This is a genomic window from Salibacterium aidingense DSM 18341 (genome assembly GCF_000429685.1).
Lineage (GTDB): Bacteria > Bacillota > Bacilli > Bacillales > Marinococcaceae > Salibacterium > Salibacterium aidingense.
In genome coordinates this window covers 203,887-229,697 of sequence record NZ_KE386940.1, presented here as the reverse complement: position 1 = coordinate 229,697, position 25,811 = coordinate 203,887, and the positions used below count along the sequence as shown (strand labels likewise).

Annotated in this window: 22 protein-coding genes, 1 tRNA gene and 1 riboswitch; of the genes, 10 read left to right on the top strand and 13 right to left on the bottom strand. The window is 47.0% G+C overall.

Annotated elements, in window-relative coordinates:
• Window positions 1-7 precede the first annotated feature (7 nt).
• Together G475_RS0123195 and G475_RS0123190 are read left to right on the top strand one after the other, a co-directional pair.
• Window positions 8-1,501, top strand: coding sequence for a tripartite tricarboxylate transporter permease (locus tag G475_RS0123195; RefSeq protein WP_026703292.1), 1,494 nt, complete (start codon window positions 8-10; stop codon window positions 1,499-1,501).
• A 150-nt stretch (window positions 1,502-1,651) separates the two neighbouring features.
• Window positions 1,652-2,842 carry a cation:proton antiporter gene (locus G475_RS0123190; RefSeq protein ID WP_026703291.1) on the top strand — a complete coding sequence of 397 codons (1,191 nt, stop codon included), beginning with the start codon at window positions 1,652-1,654 and terminating at the stop codon, window positions 2,840-2,842.
• Window positions 2,843-3,035: 193 nt separating this feature from the next.
• Here G475_RS0123190 and G475_RS0123185 read toward each other — a convergent pair whose 3' ends face one another.
• Window positions 3,036-3,446 (bottom strand): organic hydroperoxide resistance protein, encoded by a 411-nt coding sequence (locus G475_RS0123185; protein WP_026703290.1) that lies wholly within the window; start codon window positions 3,444-3,446, stop codon window positions 3,036-3,038.
• 464 nt (window positions 3,447-3,910) lie between these two features.
• Between G475_RS0123185 and G475_RS0123180 the strand changes: the two genes are divergently transcribed.
• Complete coding sequence (locus G475_RS0123180; protein WP_026703289.1) at window positions 3,911-4,111, top strand: cold-shock protein; 201 nt, start codon at window positions 3,911-3,913, stop codon at window positions 4,109-4,111.
• A gap of 197 nt (window positions 4,112-4,308) precedes the next feature.
• Here the strand turns inward: G475_RS0123180 and G475_RS27480 are convergent, their stop codons facing one another.
• Together G475_RS27480 and recQ are read right to left on the bottom strand one after the other, a co-directional pair.
• A complete protein-coding gene (locus G475_RS27480; RefSeq protein WP_156911874.1) occupies window positions 4,309-4,455 on the bottom strand; it encodes a hypothetical protein in 147 nt (48 codons plus the stop codon).
• Between the two features lie 110 nt (window positions 4,456-4,565).
• Window positions 4,566-6,344: a DNA helicase RecQ gene (gene recQ, locus G475_RS0123165; RefSeq protein WP_026703288.1), complete on the bottom strand. Its 1,779-nt coding sequence runs from the start codon at window positions 6,342-6,344 to the stop codon at window positions 4,566-4,568.
• Window positions 6,345-6,472: 128 nt separating this feature from the next.
• Here recQ and G475_RS0123160 point away from each other — a divergent pair, with 128 nt between their 5' ends.
• Window positions 6,473-7,627 (top strand): PQQ-dependent sugar dehydrogenase, encoded by a 1,155-nt coding sequence (locus G475_RS0123160; protein WP_233275837.1) that lies wholly within the window; start codon window positions 6,473-6,475, stop codon window positions 7,625-7,627.
• 39 nt (window positions 7,628-7,666) lie between these two features.
• Here the strand turns inward: G475_RS0123160 and G475_RS0123155 are convergent, their stop codons facing one another.
• From G475_RS0123155 to G475_RS0123135, 5 genes are all read right to left on the bottom strand, one after another.
• Window positions 7,667-8,236, bottom strand: a complete 570-nt coding sequence (locus G475_RS0123155; protein ID WP_026703286.1) for a manganese catalase family protein — start codon at window positions 8,234-8,236, stop codon at window positions 7,667-7,669.
• 15 nt (window positions 8,237-8,251) lie between these two features.
• Window positions 8,252-8,521, bottom strand: a complete 270-nt coding sequence (locus G475_RS0123150) for a spore coat protein CotJB (RefSeq protein ID WP_026703285.1) — start codon at window positions 8,519-8,521, stop codon at window positions 8,252-8,254.
• Entirely contained in the window at window positions 8,518-8,745 is a 228-nt protein-coding gene (locus G475_RS0123145; RefSeq protein ID WP_026703284.1) for a spore coat associated protein CotJA, read from the bottom strand. The genes G475_RS0123150 and G475_RS0123145 overlap by 4 nt, the downstream gene beginning before the upstream one ends.
• A gap of 49 nt (window positions 8,746-8,794) precedes the next feature.
• Window positions 8,795-9,454, bottom strand: a complete 660-nt coding sequence (locus tag G475_RS0123140; RefSeq protein ID WP_051302846.1) for a two pore domain potassium channel family protein — start codon at window positions 9,452-9,454, stop codon at window positions 8,795-8,797.
• A 110-nt stretch (window positions 9,455-9,564) separates the two neighbouring features.
• A complete protein-coding gene (locus tag G475_RS0123135; RefSeq protein WP_026703282.1) occupies window positions 9,565-10,935 on the bottom strand; it encodes a dipeptidase in 1,371 nt (456 codons plus the stop codon).
• A 273-nt stretch (window positions 10,936-11,208) separates the two neighbouring features.
• Between G475_RS0123135 and G475_RS0123130 the strand changes: the two genes are divergently transcribed.
• Together G475_RS0123130 and G475_RS0123125 are read left to right on the top strand one after the other, a co-directional pair.
• A tRNA-Leu gene (locus G475_RS0123130) sits at window positions 11,209-11,297 on the top strand.
• A gap of 137 nt (window positions 11,298-11,434) precedes the next feature.
• Window positions 11,435-12,157, top strand: a complete 723-nt coding sequence (locus G475_RS0123125) for an NAD-dependent deacylase (RefSeq protein ID WP_026703281.1) — start codon at window positions 11,435-11,437, stop codon at window positions 12,155-12,157.
• Window positions 12,158-12,509: 352 nt separating this feature from the next.
• Here the strand turns inward: G475_RS0123125 and G475_RS0123120 are convergent, their stop codons facing one another.
• From G475_RS0123120 to G475_RS0123100, 4 genes are all read right to left on the bottom strand, one after another.
• Window positions 12,510-13,757: a YeeE/YedE family protein gene (locus G475_RS0123120; RefSeq protein WP_026703280.1), complete on the bottom strand. Its 1,248-nt coding sequence runs from the start codon at window positions 13,755-13,757 to the stop codon at window positions 12,510-12,512.
• Between the two features lie 153 nt (window positions 13,758-13,910).
• Window positions 13,911-15,440 (bottom strand): alkyl hydroperoxide reductase subunit F, encoded by a 1,530-nt coding sequence (ahpF, locus tag G475_RS0123115; protein ID WP_026703279.1) that lies wholly within the window; start codon window positions 15,438-15,440, stop codon window positions 13,911-13,913.
• A gap of 122 nt (window positions 15,441-15,562) precedes the next feature.
• Window positions 15,563-16,126 (bottom strand): alkyl hydroperoxide reductase subunit C, encoded by a 564-nt coding sequence (gene ahpC / locus G475_RS0123110; RefSeq protein ID WP_026703278.1) that lies wholly within the window; start codon window positions 16,124-16,126, stop codon window positions 15,563-15,565.
• 268 nt (window positions 16,127-16,394) lie between these two features.
• Window positions 16,395-16,976, bottom strand: a complete 582-nt coding sequence (locus G475_RS0123100; protein ID WP_035712568.1) for a DNA-3-methyladenine glycosylase — start codon at window positions 16,974-16,976, stop codon at window positions 16,395-16,397.
• 114 nt (window positions 16,977-17,090) lie between these two features.
• A riboswitch (cobalamin riboswitch) is annotated at window positions 17,091-17,280 on the top strand.
• Between the two features lie 140 nt (window positions 17,281-17,420).
• Here G475_RS0123100 and metE point away from each other — a divergent pair.
• The 4 genes from metE (at window position 17,421) to G475_RS0123080 (ending at window position 24,446) form a co-directional block, all read left to right on the top strand.
• Window positions 17,421-19,700: a 5-methyltetrahydropteroyltriglutamate--homocysteine S-methyltransferase gene (metE, locus tag G475_RS0123095; RefSeq protein WP_026703276.1), complete on the top strand. Its 2,280-nt coding sequence runs from the start codon at window positions 17,421-17,423 to the stop codon at window positions 19,698-19,700.
• 9 nt (window positions 19,701-19,709) lie between these two features.
• Window positions 19,710-22,010, top strand: coding sequence for a ribonucleoside-diphosphate reductase subunit alpha (locus G475_RS0123090; RefSeq protein WP_035712562.1), 2,301 nt, complete (start codon window positions 19,710-19,712; stop codon window positions 22,008-22,010).
• A 113-nt stretch (window positions 22,011-22,123) separates the two neighbouring features.
• Complete coding sequence (locus G475_RS0123085) at window positions 22,124-23,161, top strand: ribonucleotide-diphosphate reductase subunit beta (RefSeq protein WP_026703274.1); 1,038 nt, start codon at window positions 22,124-22,126, stop codon at window positions 23,159-23,161.
• Window positions 23,162-23,252: 91 nt separating this feature from the next.
• The gene (locus tag G475_RS0123080; RefSeq protein WP_051302860.1) at window positions 23,253-24,446 is read left to right on the top strand and encodes a CynX/NimT family MFS transporter; all 1,194 of its coding nucleotides are present in this window, start codon (window positions 23,253-23,255) and stop codon (window positions 24,444-24,446) included.
• Window positions 24,447-24,531: 85 nt separating this feature from the next.
• On the opposite strand, the gene G475_RS0123075 is transcribed toward G475_RS0123080, so the two are convergent.
• Window positions 24,532-25,743, bottom strand: a complete 1,212-nt coding sequence (locus G475_RS0123075) for a DUF2515 domain-containing protein (RefSeq protein ID WP_051302845.1) — start codon at window positions 25,741-25,743, stop codon at window positions 24,532-24,534.
• Window positions 25,744-25,811: the final 68 nt, after the last annotated feature.

Here is a 25,811-nt window from a genome sequence, read left to right as displayed (position 1 = left end):
GGGTAACATGGGTTCGTTAGAAGGCATACTCAGCGGCGTCCAGCTCGCTTTCAGTTTTCAGGGAATACTATTTGTTTTTTTAGGGGTGATGGCAGGAACCCTGATCGGGATGATGCCCGGACTCGGGCCAATCAGTGCGATTGCCATTATGATTCCATTGACCTACACCATGGACCCGCCGGTGGCCCTGGTATTAATGGCCGGCGTTTATTACGGTGCCGTATTCGGCGGTTCGACTTCTTCCATATTATTGAATGCCCCTGGTATTTCTGGAACGGTTGCCACTTCCTTTGACGGATACCCGATGGCCCAGCGCGGCGAAGCGGGAAAAGCTCTCGCGATTGCAGCGATTGCTTCTTTTTTTGGCGGAACGGTCAGCGTTGTTCTTCTGATGCTGTTTGCCCCTGTCCTATCTAGTGTGGCTATCGTATTCGGCCCGCCGGAATACTTTGCCTTAATGGTGCTGGGGCTTACTGCCATATCAAGTTTAGCCGACGGTTCTACCTTAAAGGCCCTTATATCAGCCGTGGTCGGAGTAATGGCCGTTACCATTGGGATTGACAGCCAAACCGGAACAACCCGTTTTACGTTTGGCAACCCCAATCTGCTGGAAGGGATTGATTTTCTCGTAGTAGCCCTTGGTTTATTTGCCCTCGCAGAAGTCTGTGCTTTAATCATCAATCGACACCAGTCCTCGCAGAATAAAGGCTCCATTGGCAGCCTGAAGCTTACTAAAAAAGAGGTTAAAGAGATGGGCGGTCCCATGGGCAGACAATCTCTGCTGGGTTTTGTTTTGGGCATCCTCCCTGGTGCCGGCGCAACGATCGCCTCTTTTATCGGCTACATTACAGAGAAAAAAATCGCGAGAAAACCAGAGGAGTTTGGAAAGGGTGCTGTGAAAGGGGTGGCCGCTCCAGAAACGGCTAATAACGCCGCTACAAGTGGCGCATTTGTCCCGCTTCTCAGTCTCGGGATTCCTGGTTCCGGTACCACCGCTGTACTACTCGGGGCCCTTTTGGTAATGGATATTCAGCCGGGGCCGCTGTTAATGACAGATCAGCCGGAATTATTCTGGGGGGTCATCGTCAGCATGTATATTGGCAACATCTTTTTGCTGATTTTGAACCTGCCGCTTATCCCCTACATTGCCAAAATACTTGCTATTCCCCGTCCGATGCTGATCTCTCTTGTAATCATGTTCAGTATGATCGGCGTCTATTCCATCAGCTTCAACACGTTTGATCTCTATCTGCTGCTTCTGTTCGGTGCGGTGGGATATGCGATGAGACTATTGTCTTTTCCGGCCGCTCCTTTTATTCTCGCCTTTATTCTCGGCGGCATGATGGAAGAATCCTTCCGGCAGGCCATGACGATGTCAAATAATGACATTAGTATCTTCTTTACCCAGCCGATTGCGCTGGGGATGCTGATCGCGGGATTCCTTTCGTTTATCGTGCCTATACTACAGGGGATCCGCAGCAAAAAAAAGAATACCGTCTAAGAAAGAACAGAGTCCAGGGAAACCTGCCGGGCTCTGTTCTTTTAGGAGTGGATGGGGGCCCAGCACCCACCCGGCCCTGCAGATTTTCTGTTTTATATTTTTACGAGAGGGGTATGCAGGAAAAGATACCAGTAAAAAGGAGAACCTGTGATGAACGCTCCGATTTTGTTAATCATCGCCTGCATTGGCTTTTTTGTTTTTACGATGGATAAAAACCAGAAAAAATTCCCCGCCCCGGTTCTTCTTATCGCTGCAGGAATGCTCCTTGGACTTTTCCCTGTATTTGAAAACGTAGATCTGACAAGAGAGTTTATCTTTCATTGGATTCTGCCGGCTCTGTTATTTATTTCAGCCTATCAGTTTCCATTGCAGCAGCTGAGGAAAAAAGCAGCCTTCATTATCACACTTGGTACCATTGGTGTTTTTCTTTCTGCCCTTTTGCTTGGAGTCGCCCTCTATGTCGGGGGACAGGCCTTGGTGGACATTTCCCTGGCAGGCGCTATGGTAATTGCAGCGCTGCTTGTCCCCACAGATCCTGTCACCGTCGTTTCAATATTGAAAAAAAGCAGAGACAGGCATCATCTGGCTGAAGTGGTTGAAGGAGAATCCTTAATAAATGACGGGACCAGTATTGTAGTTTTCAGCTTATTGGCGGGGTATTATTTTCAGAACCGTTCCCTTGATTTCGGCATGTTTACTTTGGAATTCATTTATACGGCTGCCGGAGGTGCCGCCGCAGGACTGGTGGTCGGATGGATCACCTCAAAAGGTATTCATAAAATCGACCATCACATCTACCAAGTCTGGCTTAGTCTGCTTCTGGCTTACGGTAGTTTTTTCATTGGAGAAGGAATCGGTGTCTCCGGTGTGCTGGCCACCGTTGTCAGCGGCCTTATCCTGTCCAAAGAACTGACGAGCAATGAAAAAGAAAAAACACTTCGAAAAGATTTAACCAGTTTTTGGGGAACCACGGAACCGGTATTACTTTCTATTATTTTTGTTATGATAGGAATAGAGAGTATTGATTTCTTGCAAGTGGACGGTCTGTGGTTTGTAGGAGCAGGATTTCTATTGTCTATTGCCATTCGCGGGGCTGTCCTCTTTTGTATTGTCAAAGTGGTCCCTTCCTGGAACCAAACCTTTACCAATCCAGATATTTTTCTGATGACATGGGGCGGGATCAAAGGAACGATGTCTCTTGCCCTTCTTCTGGGGATCACGGGAGAATCCGGAGGGTCCGATGCAGGCCTTCTCTCTTGGGCGTTCATGATGATAATGCTGAGTCTTCTCGTGCAGAGCCTTACGTTTTATCCCCTGCAGCAAAAGCTTCGCCGGGAATAACGTACGGCTCTTTCTGCCGGGGGCCTGCCGGAGACGGATCGGAAACGATATATGGTCACGGAACGATAACATAGTACAAACGAAAATTTCCGAACGATTTATAGCAATCGTTCGGAAATTTTCACCTTATCATGGTAGTAACCCAGCTTCTTTTCCTTTCTTAATGATTTTATTCCAGATTCGAATTCTCGTATTATTTTGCTTCGGTATTGATTTTTACTTCAATATTCCCGCGGGTTGCCTTGGAATAGGGACAGACCTGATGGGCTGCTGTGGTTAATTCTTCTGCTTCTTCCTGGGATACACCATTGATTTCCACATTTAGTTCTACCCCGATTTTAAAACCATTATCGTTTTTATCCTCCAGCAGGCTGACTTCACCCGTTACTTTAGAATCGATATCCTTATTCTGGTTTTTTGCTACAAGGTTTAATGCCCCGTCATAGCAGGCCGAATACCCTGCTGCAAATAGCTGTTCGGGGTTGGAGCCCGTTTCCGAACCGGAGCCCGGTGTCACCAGATTCAAATCAATTAGACCGTCTTCTGATTTCACATGTCCATCTCTTCCGCCCTGTGCTGTTGCTTTTGCTGTGAAAATAGCCATAATATCACCTTTTCCTTTTATATTGTATACCTGTACGTAATGTAGTCTCGCTGCCCACTACTTTTATTTCTCTAAAATCGCCGTAATTAAACATCACTTTCGATATTTTTTCTAAAAAAAATAAAACGGCGACCTATCGTATTCTAATATCATTTTAGCAGTATACTGGTTGAACCAGCTGACCCGGCATTCCGCGTTACGATGTATGATTACCGCTGCCTTAAACTGGGGAACAGTCAACTTCCTCTATCATGGAAGAAGCAGGGAACGCCATTCAACCAAGGGGGATTTAAAAATTTTTTAATATTTGCCCAGGAAGTGTTGCATTTGTTTTTTAGGCATGGTAATATGGAATTGCTATTTTGTCACCTAGGATTGAGAGGGAATGAACGTTTCCGATTGATCATAGCGTTTAGCAAGATAAGTAATTTATTTCGTGCGTAAGGCGCACACAGGAGGATCACATGGAACAAGGAACAGTTAAATGGTTTAACGCAGAAAAAGGCTTTGGATTTATTGAGCGTGAAGGAGCAGATGATGTATTTGTTCATTTCTCTGCAATCCAGGAAGAAGGATTCAAAACATTGGAAGAAGGTCAACAGGTGAGCTTCGAAATCGTCGAAGGCGACCGTGGCCCACAAGCTGCTAACGTAAATAAACAATAATGACAACACAGATATTAAAAGAACTCTCCACGTGAGAGTTCTTTTTTAATGGGCTGAGAGCGGCACATGATTCTGCTTTTCCAGAAACCTGCTTTTCTGCCAGCATCCGCTGAAACATTAAACTTTTTCCTTCAAAAAAAGCTGGCGGAGCCGTTTTTCAGGTTCCGCCAGCTGTTATATGTGCCGCCATTCCTCTTTTAATCCTTATGAAAATAATCGGTAAATAAAGACATAAAGGCCTGGACAATCTCTACAGACTGAAACATCATAATACTTAGCGCCGTTAAAGAAAGTATCCCTGTCGCTATCACTCTGAGGTTCTGAAACAAATGTAAAATAGCCATTGCTTTCCCTCCTGTTCTCTCCATTATATTCCTATTTGTCGTTTTTGAAAAGGAATGGACAGGCCGTTTATTTATTTTCCAGCCAGGAGATCTCCACTTCCCCATTATTTTTAGTGCTGTCCAGACACTTGCCAACTCTTTAGTATTTCTAAAAAAGCTGTGCCATACGTTTGTAATTTTTGTTCTCCAATTCCTTTAATAGCCAGCATTTCCTGTTCATCTGCCGGCAAATACCGGCATAACTCTTTTAGTGTCTGATCCGAAAACACCATATAGGGAGCCACTTGATGCTCTTTAGCAAGCGCCAGCCGAAGCTGTCTCATTTCTTCGAACAAGGGATCTTCCCTTGAAATCGGAGCGGCAGATAATGTTTCCTTTTTCATTACTTTGGCCTTTCCTTGTAATACCTCCAGCGCGCTGTAGGTTAATTTCACAAGAGGGTAGGTCCCTTCTGATAACGTTAAGTACTGATGGGCCAATAAAAAATCAATAAAGGAAGTGATTTCTTTCTGGGTTTTATCTTTCATCAGCCCGTAGGTCGGTAACGTATCCAGCTGGAACTGCCGGATTTTTTGATTGGAAGAACCAGCAAGGACCTGGGCTACCATGATTTTCCCATACCGCTCCCGCATTCTCTTTATACAGGAAAACACCATTTGTGCTTCCTTGGTGGCATCCTGTTGTACTCGTTTATCTGTACAGTGCAGACACCTGCCGCATGGCTTTTCCGCGTTGTCTCCGAAATAAGACAGAATGTAATTCTGCAGACATTTTTCCGTATGACAGTAATTCACCATTTGCCTCAGCTTTTGATACTCTTTTTCTTTTCTACTGTCTTCCAGCCGGGATTGTTCGATCAAAAACTGGTGAGTATGTATATCCTGAGGCGCAAATAACAATATGCAGTCACTGGGAGCCCCATCCCTCCCTGCTCTTCCCGCTTCCTGATAGTAAGATTCAATATTTCTCGGCATCTGGGCGTGGAGAATATAACGGACGTTGGATTTATTAATACCCATGCCAAATGCTGTGGTCGCCACCATTACGGGAACTTCATCATAAACAAAACGTTCCTGGGCTGCCGCCCTTTCTTCGGCCTCCATCCCGCCGTGATATTTTTCCGTGCTGATGGTTTCACTGCTGAATTTGGCATGAAGCCGTTCTACTTCTTTACGGGTATTCGCATAAATAATTCCAGGCTGGGCCCGGCGTTTTTTTATATAATCAAGGAGATAAGCATCACGATCCTGCCCCTTCACGACAGAAAACGTCAAATTCTCTCTGGCAAATCCGGTTTTAATCACGTGTTTTTCTGGAATGGAAAGTGCATCACATATGTCGCCAGCCACCTGTGGCGTGGCGGTAGCCGTGAGTGCTAACACTGCCGTATCGTTGGAAAGAGATTGCAGAAAATCAGGGATACCTAAATAACTTGGCCGGAAGTCATGGCCCCACTGGGAAAGACAATGGGCTTCATCTACCGCCGTCAGAGACACATTGATCGCAGCCAGCTTTTTCAGAAATTGCTGGTTAGTCAGTCTTTCCGGTGCTAAATACAACAGACAGTACTTATGCTGCCGGAGTTCTTCCATCCTCTTTATTGTTTCATCCTGAGGGAGAGAGCTGTTAATATAAGTCGCCGGAATCCCGGCTTCTTTTGCTTCATCCACCTGGTCTTTCATCAGCGAAATCAAAGGAGAAATAACAATGGTAATCCCAGGGAGCAGTACCGAAGGAATTTGATAACAGACGGATTTTCCACCGCCTGTCGGCATGATGCCCAGCACTTTTTCCTGTTTCATCACGCGTTCTATGATATCTTTCTGCCCTTCCATAAATTCATTGTATCCAAAATGCTGCCTTAAACGTTCTTTAGCTGCTTCCAGCATAACCGTCCTCCTGTTCTTTATATATTATATACCTCTCCTCTTTTCCAGAAAAGACCTTTCCAAATGATTAGAGACTGAAACAGGAGGGAAGTATAGAATTCTAGAAGATTCATAGAGAAGGAGGAGGTATGACATTGAAAAAAGCGGCTTCCGTCATTCTTTTTCTGTTTATTTCTACAGGGTGCAGTTCACAGCAGGAGCTTCCAGAACAAGAAACCAACCCAGACGCGGAAGAAAGTACTCCAGAGGAAAATCAAGCACCGGAGAATCCCCAAGCAAGCTCAAATAATCGCAGAGATGATGCTGCTTTGTCCGTCCAAACTATCGCCTCCAATCTGGATGTTCCCTGGTCAATACAAACATACGAAGGGGAATTTTATGTGACAGAGCGAAACGGTACCATTGCTCATATAGATGAAAATGATTCGATAGAACGCCAGCAGTTGTCCTTGAACGAAGACGTAGCAGCCCAAGGAGAAGGCGGACTGCTCGGCTTTCAGCTTGCCCCGGATTTCGGTGACTCGCAGAGAGCCTATATTTATCACACGTATGAACAAAATCACAGTCTCGCCAACCGGATCGTCTCCATTACGCTCGAAAACGGTACATGGCACGAAGAGGAAATTCTGTTAGAGGATATACCAGGAGCCCGTATTCACAACGGCGGACGTCTTAAAATAGGACCTGATGACAGACTTTATGCAACCGCCGGGGATGCCGGTACTGAAAACCAGGCCCAGCAGCTGGAAAACCTGGGGGGCAGTATATTGCGTATGACACTGGATGGAGACATACCCGAAGACAATCCTATAGCTGACTCCTATATTTATTCCTATGGACACCGCAACCCACAGGGCATTTCGTGGAACGAAGAAGGCGTCCTCTTCAGTTCCGAACACGGCTCCTCCGCTCATGATGAAATCAACCAGATCAAACCGGGAAAAAATTATGGATGGCCGGACATTACAGGAGACGAAAGCCAAGACGGTATGCGCCCGCCGTTGAGCCACTCCGGGAATGACACATGGGCTCCTTCCGGCACAGCCTTTGACGGCACCAATGATTTTTATGTAACCGGACTTCGAGGCACACAGCTCATGCGTTTTCATGTGGAAGAGGAGACCATGGAAGTGGTCTACAGCGGAGAAGGCCGGCTTCGGGACGTATTGATTGCCGGAGACTCGATGTACGTCGTCACCAATAACAGGGACGGGCGCGGAAACCCGGATGAGGAGGATGACCAGCTGCTGAAACTGGAACATTTTGAAGAACATGTCGAATAAAAAAAGGCATCATGGTTATCTCATGACGCCCTGCTCCAACTAGAAAATTCTCTGCCGGTCCCGTTCTTCTTTGAGCATTTCAACTGCTTCTCTAAAGCGCTGGGAATGAACTATCTCTCGTTCGCGCAGGAATTTCAGACCATCATTGAGATCCGGGTCATCACTCATATCAATGATCCATTGATATGTAGCACGTGCTTTTTCTTCGGCCGCAATGTCTTCATATAGATCAGCAATCGGATCCCCTTTCGCCTGAATATAGGACGCGGTCCACGGAACGCCGGAGGCATTGTTATAATAAAGGGCGTTATCGTGATTTACGTAAAAATCACCGAGTCCCGCTTCTTCCATCTGCTCCGGTTTGGCATCCTTGGTCAGTTTATAGACCATCGTTGCAATCATTTCCAGATGGGCAAATTCTTCGGTACCAATATCGGTGAGCAGCCCGATCACCTTATCAGGGATCGCATACCGCTGGTTTAAGTAACGTAAAGCGGCGGAAAGTTCACCATCCGCTCCGCCGTACTGCTCTATTAAATATTTCGCCAGCATTGGGTTACAGGTGCTTACTTTCACCGGATATTGGAGCTTTTTTTCATAAATCCACATATACAGCCTCCTCCGCTAAATCTGCCATGGCCAGGGTGCCTGATTCCAGTTCCAGGGATACGAGCTGTAGCTGTTGCCAAACTGCTGCAGCGGCCCTAAATACTCCTCCACTTTGGGGACCAATTGTCTTCGATAGTAAGAAGCATCATTAAACTGCTGAATAGCCGCTGTATCATTAGGATGGGTATCCAAATACAGCGTCAGCTCCACCAGGACGAAATCCACCACCTGCAATTCTTCCATCAGCGGATAAAACTCTTTCGGGAGCTGTACTTGATGGCTCATTCTTCATCCCTCCCCCAATACTTGCCTTCATACGGCGAAAACAGTGCAGGCCATAAGGTCCCGCAATAAAGCGCCTGCTGCGGCTTAAACTGCGGAAGGTTATAGGGCTGAAAACCAAGGTACAACTGGGGCGGAGTTTCATATGACTTTACACGGATAGGCGGGCACGGATCAAACGGGCTGACATACGGCCGATAATACTTTCGCTGCGTGAATTCATTCATGCTGATACCTGCCTTTTTCATACGGGTTGCTCTATCTTATGCAGAACGATTAGTGGTTAGAATTCTTTTTCCCTTTATCTCTGACTTTTTTTAACCAATTCTGCATTTTTCGAGATTGATAGATCACATCAAATGCCGTGCTGATGGCTAATCCGTACAAAATGACCCCTACAATGCTGAGCAGTACAAGCAAAAACCGGCCCAATGCTGTCACCGGCTCAAAATCAGAGCGTCCGAAAAATATCAAAGACAAGAGACTGCTTGAAAAAGCATCCCAGTAGCTGGTCAACTCCGGTTCGAGATAATAGAGTGGTATAATGGTAAAAAACAAAAAGACAAACGCCAGAGAGACCACCACCCCTAAATGCTGCTGCTTTAAAAAACGGATAAACGGCATGGTGTAATACTTGGTTATTGTTTTCAAACGCAGTAAATGAAGGATACGGGCAAAACGGGCGAATTGAAACACAGCATCCAACGGAATGACGGCTATCACAAGAAAAGGGTTGGATTTGATAAACTGCCATTTATTCTCCGTGGTAAAAAAACGATACAAAAAGTCGACAAAAAAGACGCCCCACGTTCCCCAAATTAGATAATTATCGACCCCGGTGTCATACCACAAGGTTCCTACCGAAAGGGCAGCCAGCAGTACCATCATGATTTCATATGTAATATCCAAAGTAGAACGATCGTTTTCTGTCGACATAGGCGGGCACTTCTTTCTTCAGCTGAATTTCGTCACTTTTCTATTTTATCATGAATCATCGACATAAACAGAGCAGCCAGGGCGTCCCCCTGGCTGCTCTATTTGTTTCACTATTTCATATTTACAGCAAGTTCTTCCAATAGCTGTATATAAACCTTCTGGCCCTTCTCAAACTGACTCAGCCGGTAAAATTCATTTGGAGCATGCATTCCTTCATCAAAGACAGAGAAACCAAGCTGTACCGTGTGAACCCCTAATTGTTTCTGCAGGAGACCGGTGATCGGGATAGAGCCTCCTATTCTTAACTGAGCCGGCTGCTTATTTTCTACCTGCTGGACAGCCTTTTCCACCGCCTGCAGCCCCGGGTGGTCCGACGGCAGCATATATGGATAAGCTCTGCCATCGAGAGGGATGACTGCGGCTTCTGTTTCTTCCGGAGTGTGCTTTTCCACATGGCGACGGAGTTTTTCGATAATATCCTCCGGGGTCTGGTCCGGCACAAGACGGCATGTTACCTTAGCGTGGGCTTCTGCGGGAATAACGGTTTTCACTCCCATCCCCTGAAAGCCGCCCCATATTCCGTTCACATCCAGCGTGGGGCGTACCAGCGTCTGCTCCCCCGGGGTTCGTCCCGGTTCCCCATGTAATGCTTGAACGCCTGCGTTTTTTTTAAAATCTTCGGGTTTTGAATGATTGGCATTAATATCCTCTTTTTCCTGCTCCGTCCTTTCCACGACATGGTCATAAAATCCTTCCACCGCGATCGTGCCATCCCTGTTTTTCATCGTATCTATCAAATGAGCTAACGCCTGCGCTGCATTGGGAACAGCCCCGCCAAACAGGCCGGAATGCAGGTCGCCTTCTGCCCCGCGAACATCAATCTGCACGCCGGCAAGTCCGCGCAGACTGACCATCGTGGCAGGCTGGTTTTCTTCCATCTGCCCGGAATCAGCACTGACTGCTAAATCAGACCCCAACAGCTCTTGATATTCCTCCATAAAATCAGCCAAAGACGGGCTTCCAATCTCTTCTTCTCCTTCAAACAGGAATTTCACGTTAACAGGAAGAAATGTTTTTTCCTTTAACCAGGCTTCACAGGCAATAATCGGGAGCAGCACATTGGCCTTCATATCGGTGGCTCCCCTCGCATATACACATCCGTTTTCTATTTTCGGATCAAACGGCGGAGAATTCCATAAGTCGAGCGGTTCTGCAGGCTGGACATCATAATGTCCGTAAAACAAAATTGTCGGAGCCTCTCCGGCATGAAGCCATTCTCCATAAACTACCGGATGACCTTTTGTTTCCATTGTTTTTATATTTTCGAGACCGGCCTTCTGCAGCCGGGAAGCGGTCCATTCCGCTGCCTGTTCCACTTTTTCTTTGTACTCCGGAAGCGTGGAAACACTCGGAATCCGGAGAAAATCCACTAATTCTTCGGTAAACCGCTTTTGATGCTTTGTGAGATATGAAAAATCCATCCAGCAATCCCCCCTTCATCATCTGGCTAAATTATATCATCTCAAATTCTTTTCATGTTATAAAAAAGCGCAAGCGCCCCGGGCAGAGGAGGTTCGGTTAAAACCGCCTCGTCCTGAGGCAGCACCGAACTAACCTGCAACCTGCAAGTCCCCGCTCTGAGCGGCTGGGCGCTAGAGCTGGATATCAAAAACGCTAACATTATATACTTTCTGATGTTTTTAAAAAAACCCCTTGCATTATTATCACGCCTCTTATATAATAGAATTTGTCTTGCGGTTGTGGCGGAACTGGCAGACGCGCACGGTTCAGGTCCGTGTGGGCGTTACAGCCCATGGAGGTTCGAATCCTCTCAACCGCACCAACTCCCTTTCTTAAATGAATATCAAGTACTTATAAAGCAGCGTTGATTTTTATCAACGCTGCTGTTTTTTAGGTTTGAAAACAGCAGACGTCTCTCTCATAATATAGGCAGATACGAGAATAAGGAGACGTGATGGAATGAACCAATTGGCGGATCTTTTGCAGCATTCGGATTACCCTGTTGTCATGACAGGGGCGGGAATGTCCACGGAGAGCGGACTTCCAGACTTCCGTTCCAATACGGGGTTATGGAAAAACCAGAACCCGGCGGCGCTCGCAAGCGTAGAAGCCATGGAAAATAACCGCTCTGAATTTCTTGCCTTTTACCAATCGCGTATAGAAGCATTAGCCGGGGTGCTGCCTAACGACGGGCATCATATCCTGGCAGACTGGGAGCAAAAGGGGTTCATAAAAAGCATTATTACCCAGAATGTCGATGGCCTGCACCAGCAGGCAGGCAGCAGACACGTAGCCGAGCTGCACGGTTCCATCGCTGCTCTACACTGCCACTCTTGTGGTGCTTCTGCAGACAGCAGCCGCTATACCAACAATGAAACAAGCTGTCCTGTCTGCGGCGGATTCCTGCGTCCAAATATCGTGCTGTTTGGAGAGATGCTGCCGGAAGAGGCAATCGCTTTCGCCCAGCAGGAATCAACCCGGGCCGATTTGTTTATTGTACTCGGCTCCAGCTTATCAGTCGCACCCGCCTCCTACTTTCCAGTCGATGCCAAACAGCAGGGGGCCCGCCTGGTAATTGTAAATCGCACAGAAACCGATATGGACAAAGAAGCTGATCTGCTTGTGCAGGGAGAAAATATAGGTTCCATCCTGAAAGAAGCCGACCACCATCTCAAAGACTGAGCCCTCTTCCTCAAGGTCAGTCTATCGTATACAATACACCATTGTCATCAGAATTCCCGCTATAAAACCTAAATCCCCCACCACTATCCCTTTCTTTTGCAGTGACGGACAGCAATTGTAAGGGATAGTGATGTTTTCATCATGACATTGCCGGAGAAGGGGGTAAAAAGTAAGGGATAAACTCTTCTTATTCATCACTTTGTAGCTAAATAGATGGAATGTCATAGATACAACTTCGGTAACCATGTCATTTCACCGTTTAAAACGCAAAAGTGATTGTAAAAGCGTATCGCTCCCCGTCAGCATACAAAAGAGGCTGTCCTTATGAGGACAGCCTCGGCTGCTGTTTCTGTCAGCAGAATGAATCATTCGATTTTGGCACGGATAGGCCGAACAGCGGCCGCAGGAACAAGGCGGCAAAGGTGCCGGCCATTGCTAATATCCCCCATAGATAGCCGTGCAGGCTGAAGGAGGCGATGCCGGTGAAATAAGCACCGATGTTACAGCCGAACGCAAGACGGGCGCCGTATCCCATAAGCAGCCCGCCAATCACGGCTGCAGAAACATTTTTCGCATTCATATTGGAAAAACGGAACAATCCGCCGGCAGCCGACGCCACAAACGCTCCGAGAATCACACCAAAATTCAAAACGGTTGTCGTATCTGCAAATATCGTGGTCTGCAGCGCTTCGGCATTCCCCTGCCAGTACCCCCAGCTGGAAGGATCCATTCCGAAGGCTGCTGCAGCTTTAGATCCCCAGAGTGTAAAGGCCGATGTCACACCCCAGCCACTTCCACGGGTTAACAGGGTCAACGCATTGAGCACAGCCAGCACAACAGCGGCTGTGATTAACGGCCACGATCCCCGGAATATCCGCTTCCAACCTGATGTTGTTGGGAGTGCCGCCATTTTAGGCGGATTTTTCTTTTTCTCCCGCTGCAGAGTCCACCAGATAATCAATCCGAAAAATAGAACCGATACCAGCCAGGCTCCAAAATAGCCCAGGCCGGTAGAGTCAGCCAGGGAGACCGCTCCAAAGGAGGGCAGGTCATTCGTCCAAAAGTCCAAATGATAAGCCCCAATGGTTGCGCCAACAATGAAAAAGAGAAGCGTAATGAACATAACCGAACGTCCGCCGCCTACAGCGTAAAGGGTCCCCGACGCACAGCCCCCCCCAAGCTGCATGCCGACCCCGAACAAAAAGGCTCCGACAAGGAGGCTGATACCAATCGGGGCAATATTACCAGTCGCTTCTCCTCCAAAGAAAGTCGTACCCCCTGCTAAAACCGGTGCAAACAACGTGACAGCTGCAGCAAGCATGATCATATGCGCGCGCAGTGCCTGCCCGTTTCCGACCGATGCAAAACGCCGAAAAGCGGAGGTGAAGCCAAAACGTGCATGAAATAACGTATAACCTAATAATAGTCCAATCATGAATAATAAGGGTTGGGCCACATCCTGTGTCACTGCTAAAAAGACCATTAAGACAGCCGCTGCGATGAACCCGCCGGCAACGAGCGGGGTCTGGGCCTGATTTAAAGGAGCCCCTTTATTTTCTTCCTGATGCTGATTGGTTACTGCCTCAACATTAACAGCCATATTATTCACCTCTTTCTTATCGTGATAGTAGGAATTATAATACGTTATGATTGTAAAATCAAAAACCCTGCTTGTAAAGTATTATCTTGAAATAGAGTGCTGCTTCCTTATCTAAAAAAAGACCAGCGGATTGCCTCCGCCGGCCTCTTCCTATTAATTCCGAATCAAGTGGTCAAAGGCACCTAAAGCTGCAGCAGCGCCTGATCCCATGGAAGTAATAATTTGTTTATAAGGCATGTCTGTGCAGTCTCCTGCCGCAAATACACCAGGAATATTGGCAGCGCCGTGTTTGTCGACGACAATTTCTCCATATTTGTTTCTTTCTACCGTGTCTTCCAGCCATTCCGTATTTGGAACAAGACCGATTTGGACAAAAACACCGGCGAGTTCGATGCTCTGCTCTTCTTCGGTTTCGCGGTCTACATAGCGGAGACCCTGCACTTTCTTATTGCCATAGATTTCAGAGGTGCGCGCATTGGTGATAACAGACACGTTTGGCAGACTGTTCACCCGTTCCTGCAGCACGCTGTCTGCATTCAATTCAGGAAGAAATTCAAGTACTGTAACATGATTGACAATACCGGCTAAATCAATGGCAGCTTCAATTCCGGAATTCCCGCCGCCGATAACAGCCACGTCTTTCCCTTCAAAAATGGGGCCGTCACAGTGCGGACAATAGGCGACTCCTTTATTTTTAAATTCTGCTTCCCCGGGAACACCGATATTCTTCCAGCGGGCACCGGTAGAAACAACCACTGTTTTACTTTTTAGTGTTGCGCCGTTTTCCAGCTCCAATTCAAATAAGTCTTTTTTCTCTAATGACTTGGCAAGCGTGGAATCCATAATATCCACATCATAGTCGCGTACATGCTCTTCAAGACTTGCTGTCAGCTGAGGTCCTTCTGTATATTTGGTCGCGATAAAGTTTTCAATTCCCTTTGTATCCTGCACCTGCCCGCCGAAGCGATCGGCTACAATGCCTGTCCGGATCCCTTTTCTTGCTGCATAAATGGCTGCACTTGCACCAGCAGGACCGCCGCCGACAATAAGCACGTCAAATGCCTGTTTATCGTTAAGGGCGGATACATCTACAGAGGTATTTCCCAATTTTTCAAGAATGCTTTTTAGTGTCTGGCGGCCGTTAACAAAGGATTCGCCGTTTAAAAAGACAGATGGAACAGCCATCACTTCGTTCCCCTCTACTTCTTCTTTAAAGGCCGATCCTTCAATCATGGTGTGGGTAATATCCGGATGAATGACACTCATTACATTCAATGCCTGTACGACATCAGGGCAGTTTTGGCAGGAAAGGCTGACATAGGTCTCAAAATGCAGCGGACCCTCCAATTGTCTGATTTGATCGAGCACACCCTCTTCTTCTTTCGGAGGACGGCCGCTTACTTGTAATAAAGCAAGGACCAGGGACGTGAATTCATGTCCAAGCGGAACACCGGAAAAACTAATGCCTGAACTTTCCCCAGGCCGATTGACGCTGAAAGTTGGAACTCGCGGGAAATCTCCCTGTTCCACCGTGATTTTATCTGACATATCGGAAATTTCGTTGACCAGTTCCTCCGCTTCTTTGGAAACATCGTCTGATCCGAAATTCACTTTAAGCACAATATCATTCTCCAGCAGCTGCAAATACTCTTTGAGTTGTGACTTAATTTCCTGATCGAGCATATTGAACCTCTTTTCCACTTTAAAATTCATTAAATCTTTCGCTTAACCTTGACAAAAAGGAAGTTCGACGCTTCTGAACGTCGAACCCCTCTAAAGTATTATACTGGGTAACGGTCCTTCTCTTATATTTTGCCTACTAAATCAAGACTTGGCTTTAACGTTTCTCCCGTTTCATCCCAATTGGCAGGGCAGACCTCATCCGGATTTTCACGTACATATTGCGCAGCTTTGATTTTGCTGATTAATGTACTGGCGTCACGGCCGATGCCGTCAGCGTTAATTTCTACCATTTGAATAACGCCGTCTGGATCAATAATAAATGTACCGCGGTCGGCTAATCCTTCTTCCTCCCGGAGCACCTCAAAGTTACGGGAAATTTGTTGAGAGGGGTCCCCAATCATCGTATACTCAATCTTGTTAATAGCGTCAGATGCTTCGTGCCACGCTTTATGTACAAAATGTGTATCTGTGGAAACAGAATAAACTTCTGTACCAAGATTTTTCAGCTCAGCATATTGATGTTGTAAATCTTCCAATTCCGTCGGGCAGACAAAGGAGAAGTCTGCTGGATAAAAACAAACAACACTCCATTGGCCTTTGAAATTTTCTTCAGTTACGTCTACAAATTCACCTTGACGAAATGCAGTAGCCTGAAATGGTTGTACTTCTTTACCTATTAATGACATAATGTATGTCCTCCTTCTGCAAAATAGTAGACTCTTCACTTTTACATTTTCAAATGAAAGCGTAAAGGTTATCTTCTTTATAATAATTATTATTAATCAGAAGCAGTTTGTCAAGAAATTCGATGGAGGAAATCACTATATTCAGCGGAATTATTAACAAATTGTGAACAAACTAAAAGAAACCGCTTTCTTTTCTATTCTTAATAAAGAATGGCTAATTGAGAATAGAAGACATAATAAAGAAACGCCATGACCGGTTTGTAATGGACTATCTCGAAACAAATGGATTCCCTTTTTCCCAAAACCTATACGGATAGTCTCTAGCTTCTCCAGTGTTCTCAATTCCTATCCGCGGACCGGAAGAAATCTCTGATGGCTCTTTTCCCTCCGCGATGTACAACGTTTTTTCAGAAAAATGGCGGCCATAATCCATCATTGTAATCCCTAGTGCCTTCGTTAACTTCCCGGGGCCGTTTGTTAGTTCGATGTCTTTTTGCCTGTTTCGCCGCGACCGCATGAGCTCTATTCCGTCCACGGGTTCAAGTGCTCGGATTAGAACCGCCTGCGGTACCCCTGCCGGTGCGCTGACAACATTTACAAGACAATGCGTATGCATCTCAAACGTATATACATGGCCCGGACGTTGAAACATGACTTCCGTCCGTTTCGTTCTTTTGTTTCCAAAACTGTGGGCCGCCCGGTCTTCCTTCCCCAAATACGCCTCCGTCTCCACAATTCTACCGGCAGCCGTCCCTTGTTCTGATTTTTTCACTAAAACAGAACCTAGTAATTGACGAGCCAATTCCAATGTAGGCTGACAAAAAAATTTTTCGGATACTGGATGCTTCATCTTATGCTTCACCTCGTATATATTGGGCATTACAGAAAACATAACTACTATATATGCCACTTCAGGGCTCTTGACAGAACAGCAGTACAAGCGATATAGTTTTTCTACAAACAATGACATATGACGGAAACAGGTACCCTGAAAATTCCAGTTTTCAGGGTTTAAAAGGGAAGCCGGTGAAACTCCGGAGCGGTCCCGCCACTGTGACAGAGGAGCGTCATGCACTGCCACTGAATAGTATTCGGGAAGGCCATGACAGCGAAGATACTGAAGCCAGGAGACCTGCCTGTTTTAACAGCACCGCGCGACCTACGGGAGATAGGAAGGTGTTTACGTTATATATATCCATAAGGGTATTTTTACATGCGCTTCTCCCGTCCGCCGCCTTGTAAAAATACCTTTTTTTATGCACATTATATCTTATTTTATCAAGGAGGCAGCGATATGGGAACAACGTGGACGAATAGTAACCTTGGTTACCCGCGGCTCGGAGAAAACCGCGAATGGAAACGGGCTCTCGAAAGCTATTGGGGGGAGAAAATCTCGAAGGACGATTTTTTAAAGGAAATGAAGGAGCTGCGTCTCGGTTATCTTCAAAAACAGAGAGACGCCGGTGTATCTTTTATCCCGGCCGGCGACTTTTCCTTTTATGATCATATACTCGATACCGCCCTCATGTTCGGGTTTATTCCGGAACGATTTCAGGGAGAGCCGGATTCTCTTACCACCTACTTTAATATGGCACGAGGCACCGACAAAGCACCGGCATGTGAAATGACCAAGTGGTTTAATACAAACTATCACTACATTGTGCCGGAAATCGGGGACATCACCCCTGTTTTAAAAGAAAATAAACCTTTGCATGATTATAAAGAAGCTAAAGAAGAATTGGATATAGATACAAGACCTGTGCTCATCGGCCCTTTCACCTTTTTAAAACTCTCCAAGGGTTATGACAGCAGCGAGTTTGAAACAAAGCTGGACGAGCTCCTGCCGTTGTATGTGAAAGTGCTGCAGCAGTTGCAGGAAGCCGGAGCATCTTGGGTACAGATTGATGAGCCTTCTCTTGTTCCTACCCTGACAAAAGAAGATCTCCGTTTCGTACAGAAAACATATGACACCTTTGCCCGCGAGATTCCGGAGATGTCCATTATGCTGCAGACATACTTTGAAGGCATTGAATATTACGAAGACATCACAGCCCTGCCGGTGGAAGGCATCGGCCTTGATTTCGTGCACGGCTTGGAGAAAAACAAAGCAGCCCTGGAAAAACACGGATTTCCAAAAGACAAAACACTCGGCGTTGGCGTCATTGATGGTCGTAACATTTGGCGGGCCGATCTTAAAGAAAAAGAAGCACTCCTGAAAAAAATTGACGAAGCTGCTCCCGAAGCCGACAAAGTGATTCAGCCTTCGTGCAGTCTGCTGCATGTACCCGTGACCAAAACACTGGAAACGAAACTTGACGGCATCTTGTACGGAGCGCTTTCCTTTGCTGATGAGAAATTAAAAGAAATTACAACCTTGACCGATCGTATGAATGGCGGCAGTGCTGAGCAAGCTTTGGATGAGAATCAGAAGGCTTTGCAAGTCTTTGCCGAGACGTACCGGCAGCAGTCTGCCGACTTGACCAAACAGCGGGAAGCCCTGCCGTCGGAGCGTGACCTCCCGTTTGCTGAACGGCAGAAGTATCAGGATGAAAAATGGGAGCTGCCGCTTCTGCCGACAACGACCATTGGAAGCTTTCCGCAGACGAAAGAAGTACGGGTGGCGCGCCAGCAGTTCCGTAAAGGCGAAAAAAGCCCGGCAGCGTACCAAGAATTCGTCCGCGGCAAAATCAAAGAATGGATCGATATCCAGGAAGATATCGGCCTGGATGTATTGGTTCACGGCGAATTTGAACGCAATGATATGGTCGAGTTTTTCGGAGAAAAATTGAACGGATTTGCTTTCACAAGTTTCGGCTGGGTGCAGTCCTACGGCTCGCGCTGCGTGAAACCGCCGGTCATTTACGATGACGTGACCTTTGCGGAACCGATGACAGTGGAGGAATCCCGTTATGCCCAGTCGCTGACCGACAAACCGGTAAAAGGGATGCTGACCGGTCCGGTTACCATTTTAAACTGGTCCTTCGAACGGGATGACATTCCCCGCAGGGAAACCGCCTTTCAGATCGCCGTCGCCCTCAGCCAAGAAGTACAAGCCCTGGAAGAAGCGGGCATTGATATGATTCAGGTCGATGAGCCGGCTGTACGCGAAGGTCTGCCGCTGAAACGGGAGGAATGGAACGAATACCTTGACTGGTCTGTGCTTGCTTTCCGTCTGGCAACCTCCAACGTGAAGCCGTCGACGCAGATTCATACCCACATGTGCTACAGCGAATTTCAGGATATGATCGAATCCATCCGGGCTTTGGATGCTGATGTTATTTCCATTGAAACCTCCCGCAGTCACGGAGAATTGATCGAATCATTTGAAACAGCAGTTTATGACAAAGGAATCGGCCTGGGTGTCTACGATATTCACAGCCCGCGCATCCCTTCCGTAGAAGAAATGAAAGATATGATTGACCGGGCTCTTCAAGTACTGCCAGCTGACCTTTTCTGGATTAATCCAGACTGCGGTCTGAAGACAAGAAACACGCCAGAAACTATAGACTCTCTGAAAAATATGGTACAGGCAGCGAGAGAAAGCAGAGAGTCCCGTAAACTTCCAACGAGTTAAGCAGGAGGAATGAAAGTGACAGTTATTACAAAAGATAACGGAAATCGCGAGCTGACGTTTGATAAAGAACGGCTCAGCCATTTCATAGATGACGTAACCGCTGATTTTCCGAATTTATCCGTACAGGATTACAAAGAAGAAGTTCTAACAAATATTGAATTCAAAGACACCTATTCTTCCGAACAAATCACCCATCTTCTGGCCTTGAATGCCTCCGAGCGGATCGACCGTAACGAGCCGGACTGGACATATGTGGCTGCAGCCATCTATCTCCGGAAACTCTACAAAGAAGCGTCCAAAAACCGGGCATACGATACAGACCAAAAATATGGCTCTCTCTATGGCCTGCTGAAAGTTCTCGGTTCGAAGGGGGTTTATGATCAAACACTGCTGCGTGATTATTCCAAGGAAGAAATCATGGAACTTGGGCAGGCAATTAAACCGGAACGGGATAAACTGTTCACCTATGTCGGCATTTTAACCCTGGCCCATAAATACCTTGCAACGGACAAAAACAGCCACGTCTTTGAACTGCCGCAGGAGAGATTTATGGTAATTGCCATGAAGCTGATGATTAATGAACCTGCCTCCAGACGGCTGAAACTTGTCAAAGAAGCTTACTGGGCGTTGTCCAATCTATATATGACCGTAGCCACACCAACGCTTACGAACGCCGGTAAAAATACCGGCCAGCTCAGCTCCTGCTTCATTGATACGGTGGAAGACAGCCTGCGCAGCATCTTCGATTCCAATACTGATGTCGCCAACCTTTCCAAAAACGGAGGCGGTGTCGGCATCTATTTCGGCAAACTCCGCAGCCGCGGCTCGGATATCAAAGGCTACAAGGGAGTTGCCGGCGGTATCATGGGCTGGATGAAGCAGCTTAATAACACCGCGGTTTCGGTGGATCAGCTGGGCCAGCGCCAGGGGGCGTTTGCCGTATATCTTGATGTCTGGCATAAAGACATATTTGAATTTCTCGATGCAAAGTTGAACACCGGCGATGAACGACTGCGCACTCATGATATATTCACCGGCGCCTGCATTCCGGATTTATTTATGGAAAAAGTAGAAAACCGTGAAGACTGGTACCTGTTTGACCCTCATGAAGTAAAAACCGTGATGGGCTGGTCACTGGAAGACTTTTACGACGAAGAAGATGGCGCAGGGTCATTCCGGGAAAAATACCAGGAATGCATGGATCATCCGGATTTGAGTAAAGAACGGGTGCCAGCCATTGAAATCATGAAACGAATCATGAAATCTCAGCTGCAGACCGGCACGCCGTATATGTTCTACCGGGATACCGTCAACCGTGATAACCCGAACAAACACGCCGGCATCATTTACAGTTCCAACCTCTGCACAGAGATCATGCAGAACATGAGTCCGACCACAGTGAAAGAAGAATATCTGACCGAGGAAGGCACCATCATTACAGAAAAAACCCCGGGAGATATGGTGGTCTGCAACCTCTCCTCCATTTCACTGGCAAAAGCAGTGCGGGAAGAGGTATTAGAAAGACTTGTCCCCATCCAGGTCCGGATGCTGGACAATGTCATTGACTTAAACACCATTGATGTTCTGCAGGCGCGCCACACTAACCAGCGTTATCGTGCGATTGGACTAGGTACCTTTGGCTGGCATCACCTGCTTGCTCTGGAAGGCATAAGCTGGGAATCGGAAGAAGCCGTGAAGCTGACAGATCAATTGTATGAAAAAATTAACTATCTTACCTTGAAAGCTTCTCATGAGCTTGCGGTCGAAAAAGGAGCGTATCCTCTATTTGAAGGAAGCGAATGGAATACCGGACGCTATCTGGAACGCACGTACGGAACACGGCAGGAAAACGGTTCTGTTCTCTGGTCCGATGAGGCCTGGCGGGAACTTTCCGAAGCAGTTCAGCAGGATGGCCTGCGTAACGGCTATTTGATCGCGGTTGCCCCAAATGCGACCACGTCGTTGATTGCTGGATCCACAGCAAGCATTGATCCGGTATTCCGGCAGGAACATGTGGAAGAGAAAAAAGGTTTCCGCTCCCCGGTCACAGCACCGGATATCAGTTCCAGAACGATTTGGTATTATAAATCAGCATTTAATTTGGATCAGTCGTGGAGTATAAAACAGAATGCCGCCCGGCAGAAGCATATCGATCAGGCTGTCAGCTTCAATCTGTATATCCACCGCAGCATTAAAGCAAAAGAACTGCTGGGCCTCCATATGCAAGCCTGGCAGTCCGGTTTGAAAACAACGTATTACACAAGATCGACGTCCACCGTCGTTGAAGACTGCGAAAGCTGCTCCAGTTAAGAAAAAGCGCAAGCCCGCTGAATACACCCGGAGACCTGCTGACTGCAGGTCCCGCCCCATGCTGAAACTGGATATCTGCCTTTAAAAAATTTGTCGGCAAAGGAGCATCGCTAATGACTACTTTATACAAGCGCAGACTATATGACACAGAGGCCCCAAACCAATCGACCGGAATTATTAACGGCAGAAGCTCTAACATTTTGAACTGGGATGACACCGCCAGAAAATGGGCCTATCCCATGTACAAAAATATGCTGCGAAATTTCTGGATTCCGGACGAAGTACCGCTCGTTAACGATAAAAGTCAGTACGAAACGTTAACCGAAGATGAACGTGATGCTTTTAACAAAATCATCGGCCTGCTTGCTTTTTTGGACAGCGTTCAGACAGATTTTTCATCCAAAGTTGCTGATTATCTCACCGATTCCAGTTTATCGGCGCTGATGTCCGTGCTCGCCTTTCAGGAAGTCGTGCACAACGAATCTTACACGTATGTCCTTTCCAGTGTCACCGACAGCCAGACCCAGGAAGAAATCTTCGAATACTGGAAAACCGATGAAGTCCTGCTCGAACGCAACAAATTCATCGCCGACGGCTACACCGCATTCACGGACAATCCGACGAAAGAAAATTTCGTTCGTGCGATCGTTTATGACGTTATTCTTGAAGGGCTGTTTTTCTATTCCGGCTTTGCGTTTTTTTACAACCTTGCCCGGAATGAAAAAATGCTCGGCACCGCAAAGATGATCAACTTCATTAACCGGGATGAACAGCTTCACGTACGGTTATTCTGCAACATCCTGAAAGAAACACTGGAAGAAAATCCGGAACTCCATACCGAAGAGTTTGCCCAATTCGTGCAGGACACCTTCATTAGAGCCGCCGAATTGGAGATCAAATGGGGCAGCTATATTATTGGCAACAAAATTGAAGGCATTAATTCCAATGAACTGGAAAGCTATATCAAATTCATGGCTAACAAACGAATAAAAGAACTCGGCTTTGAACATGTGTTTGAAGGCCATAAGAAAAATCCAATGCGATGGATTTCTGTTTATAACGATAACACCACCGGGAAAGCGGATTTCTTTGAAACGACGGTGACCGATTATAACCTGGTTGATTCCGACAATGATTTTGATTCTCTGTAAAATCCGGCAGAATTTGCTATAATGGCTAAGAGGTTCGGTGTATTTGCCGGCCTCTTTCTTTTATGTTTTAGACGCAAAGGATGAAATATCTATGAGACCAAACCAAGATTCCTGGATTACTCCAAAAAAACTTCTCCTGTTGTTCGGTATTATTTTTATTGCTTTTAATTTGAGACCGGCCATCACCTCTGTCGGTCCCCTGATTGGTCTTATCCGGGAAGATACCGGTATTTCCAACGGGGCAGCCGGGCTTTTAACGACGCTTCCGCTGCTTGCTTTTGCTGCTCTTTCGCCGGCTGCTCCAGCCGCCAGCAGGCGTTTCGGAAAAGAAGCTATGATATTCGCCGGCCTGCTCCTTTTGAGCGCAGGAATTCTTCTGCGGGCTACCGGTTTCATTCCTCCCGTATACGCCGGCACCGCTTTAGCAGGAGGAGGGATTGCCATCTGCAACGTCCTGCTTCCCGGTATCGTGAAGGAACGGTTCCCGGAACACGTAGGGATCATGACAGGCACTTACACCACATCGATGGTCCTGCTGGCAGGTGCGGCTTCCGGTTTAAGTCTTCCCATCACGAACGGTTTTGAATTGAAATGGAACATATCGCTAGGCACCTGGGGATTGTTATGTCTGCCGGCCCTGCTGTTCTGGGTTCCGCAGCTCCGCAGAAACACTGGTTCTACTTCTTCCTCAGAAAATGATGGTGCCGGCTCTGTCTGGCGTTCCAAGCTGGCCTGGCAGGTTACCTTATTTATGGGGCTGCAATCATTTTTGTTTTACTGCCTGATTACCTGGCTCCCAGAAATCCTGCAGGCCAGAGGGATTGAACCGTCCGCAGCAGGCTGGATGCTGTCCGTCATGCAGTTTATTGGGTTTCCGCTGTCCTTCTTTATCCCCGTTTTTGCGGCCCGTCTCCCCAATCAAAAAGGAATCGTGGCCGGAATCAGCGCCCTGTATCTTATCGGATTCGCCGGATTATTCATTCATGGGTCTTTTCTTTTATTGATGGCCTCTGTCCTTTTATTTGGACTGGCACAGGGGGCTGCACTCAGTCTCTCTTTAACCCTGCTCGGTCTCCGTGCGGAAACAGCGTCCCAGGCCTCGCGGCTTTCCGGTATGGCACAGTCCTTCGGATACCTCCTGGCAGCAGCCGGACCGTTTACGATCGGCCTATTATTTGACGTCTTCCACAGCTGGACGCCGGCTCTTTTCATCTTTCTGCTGATCACGGTAATGATGCTGTGGGCCGGTGCCGGCGCCGGTCGCGACCGTTATATTTTTTCCTGAAGAGCAGGGAGGAGTGCTCCCTCCCCTCCCATGTCTTGGAGTCGTTTCTCCCTTCCAAGGCAGTTCGCCTATATCCCATTTTTTCTTATCTAGTGCTGGGCTCCATCAGCTTTTCCTTCAGCAGAGCCGCCGTTTCTAATTTATTTAACCCAAAACAAAATTCCCCCGTCATATCAAAAGAAAACGGCACCGGGATCGAAGTGAGATGGCGTAAACCCTCCAGATTGTGAAACCAGTCTTCCCGGGAAAACGAAGCAGGTTCCTGATCTTCCCAGACCTCCTCCAGCACCGGACTGTAAAGTAAGGGAACGCCCTGTTTTATTTTCTCCCCTATTAACCGTTCGTACGAACAGCCGGTGCGGCCTGAGCTTGTAAACAGAGATTTCCAGTAATCCCGGCGCGATCCCGTATGAGGCACTTTTTCCATAAACGCCGACACCCCGCGGTAGACTGGTTCGATTCCGAAAAGAACCGCGTACATTTTTTTCCCTGCTTCTATTCTTTCCTGAATATCCGCAAAGTGTTCCAAAATCAGACCTGCCAAACGAATGCTGGCACGGCCCCGGTGTTTTTCATAATAAGGAAAAACCACCTGCGTCAGCTGGATCATTTCCTGTCCTTTAAATGGGATCGTCTCCAATACCGTCTTCTGATAATGTGTATGTTGAATGACACGTTTTTCAATATAGTGCTGCTCGTTGATGATTAATGCAATGGTCAACATTACCGAATGACGTGTCTCCCAGAAATGATCCCAAAAAGGCTTCATAAATCGGGAGACCTTAAACACAGAAAGTAAGTGAAAAAGGTTTTCGCCCCGTTTCTTACTTTCTTCATAAAGAAGAAGCTGTGGGAATGCATCCTGAAATATGAGAGCATTCGCTGTTTCGTAAAATTGAAACAAATTCCTTCTTTTCTGTTCATGTAACAGGCGGGGGAGCCATTCTCCCTTTAGATCAGTCATACACCAGCCGCTGTTTCTGGATACCATATGCGCGACAAGCGCCCAGTGTAGTTCTCTGTGTCGTTTATACATACGCCGGTAGGCTTCGGTCCGCGTCACGTTATTCCGGTTATCCTTATTTGTTTTACGCTTAATCTCCTCTATTAAGGCTTTTTCCGAGCTCCCCGTCTCTGCAGTGCTTTTTTCACTCCGCGTTTCAGCCAGCTTCCGGCAGATCGGACGGAGCTCTTCTTCCGGCAAAGTAAAATAAGACGAATATCTTTTGGCACGCATATGGCGGGCGGCACTCTGGATTTTCGACTCCGCGTGATAAAGCAAATGTTTATACACCATTTTCAGAAGCCTCCTGTGTTTTCATTTTCCTTTTGTTTCCATTATCATAAGAACCTATTCTTTGTAGA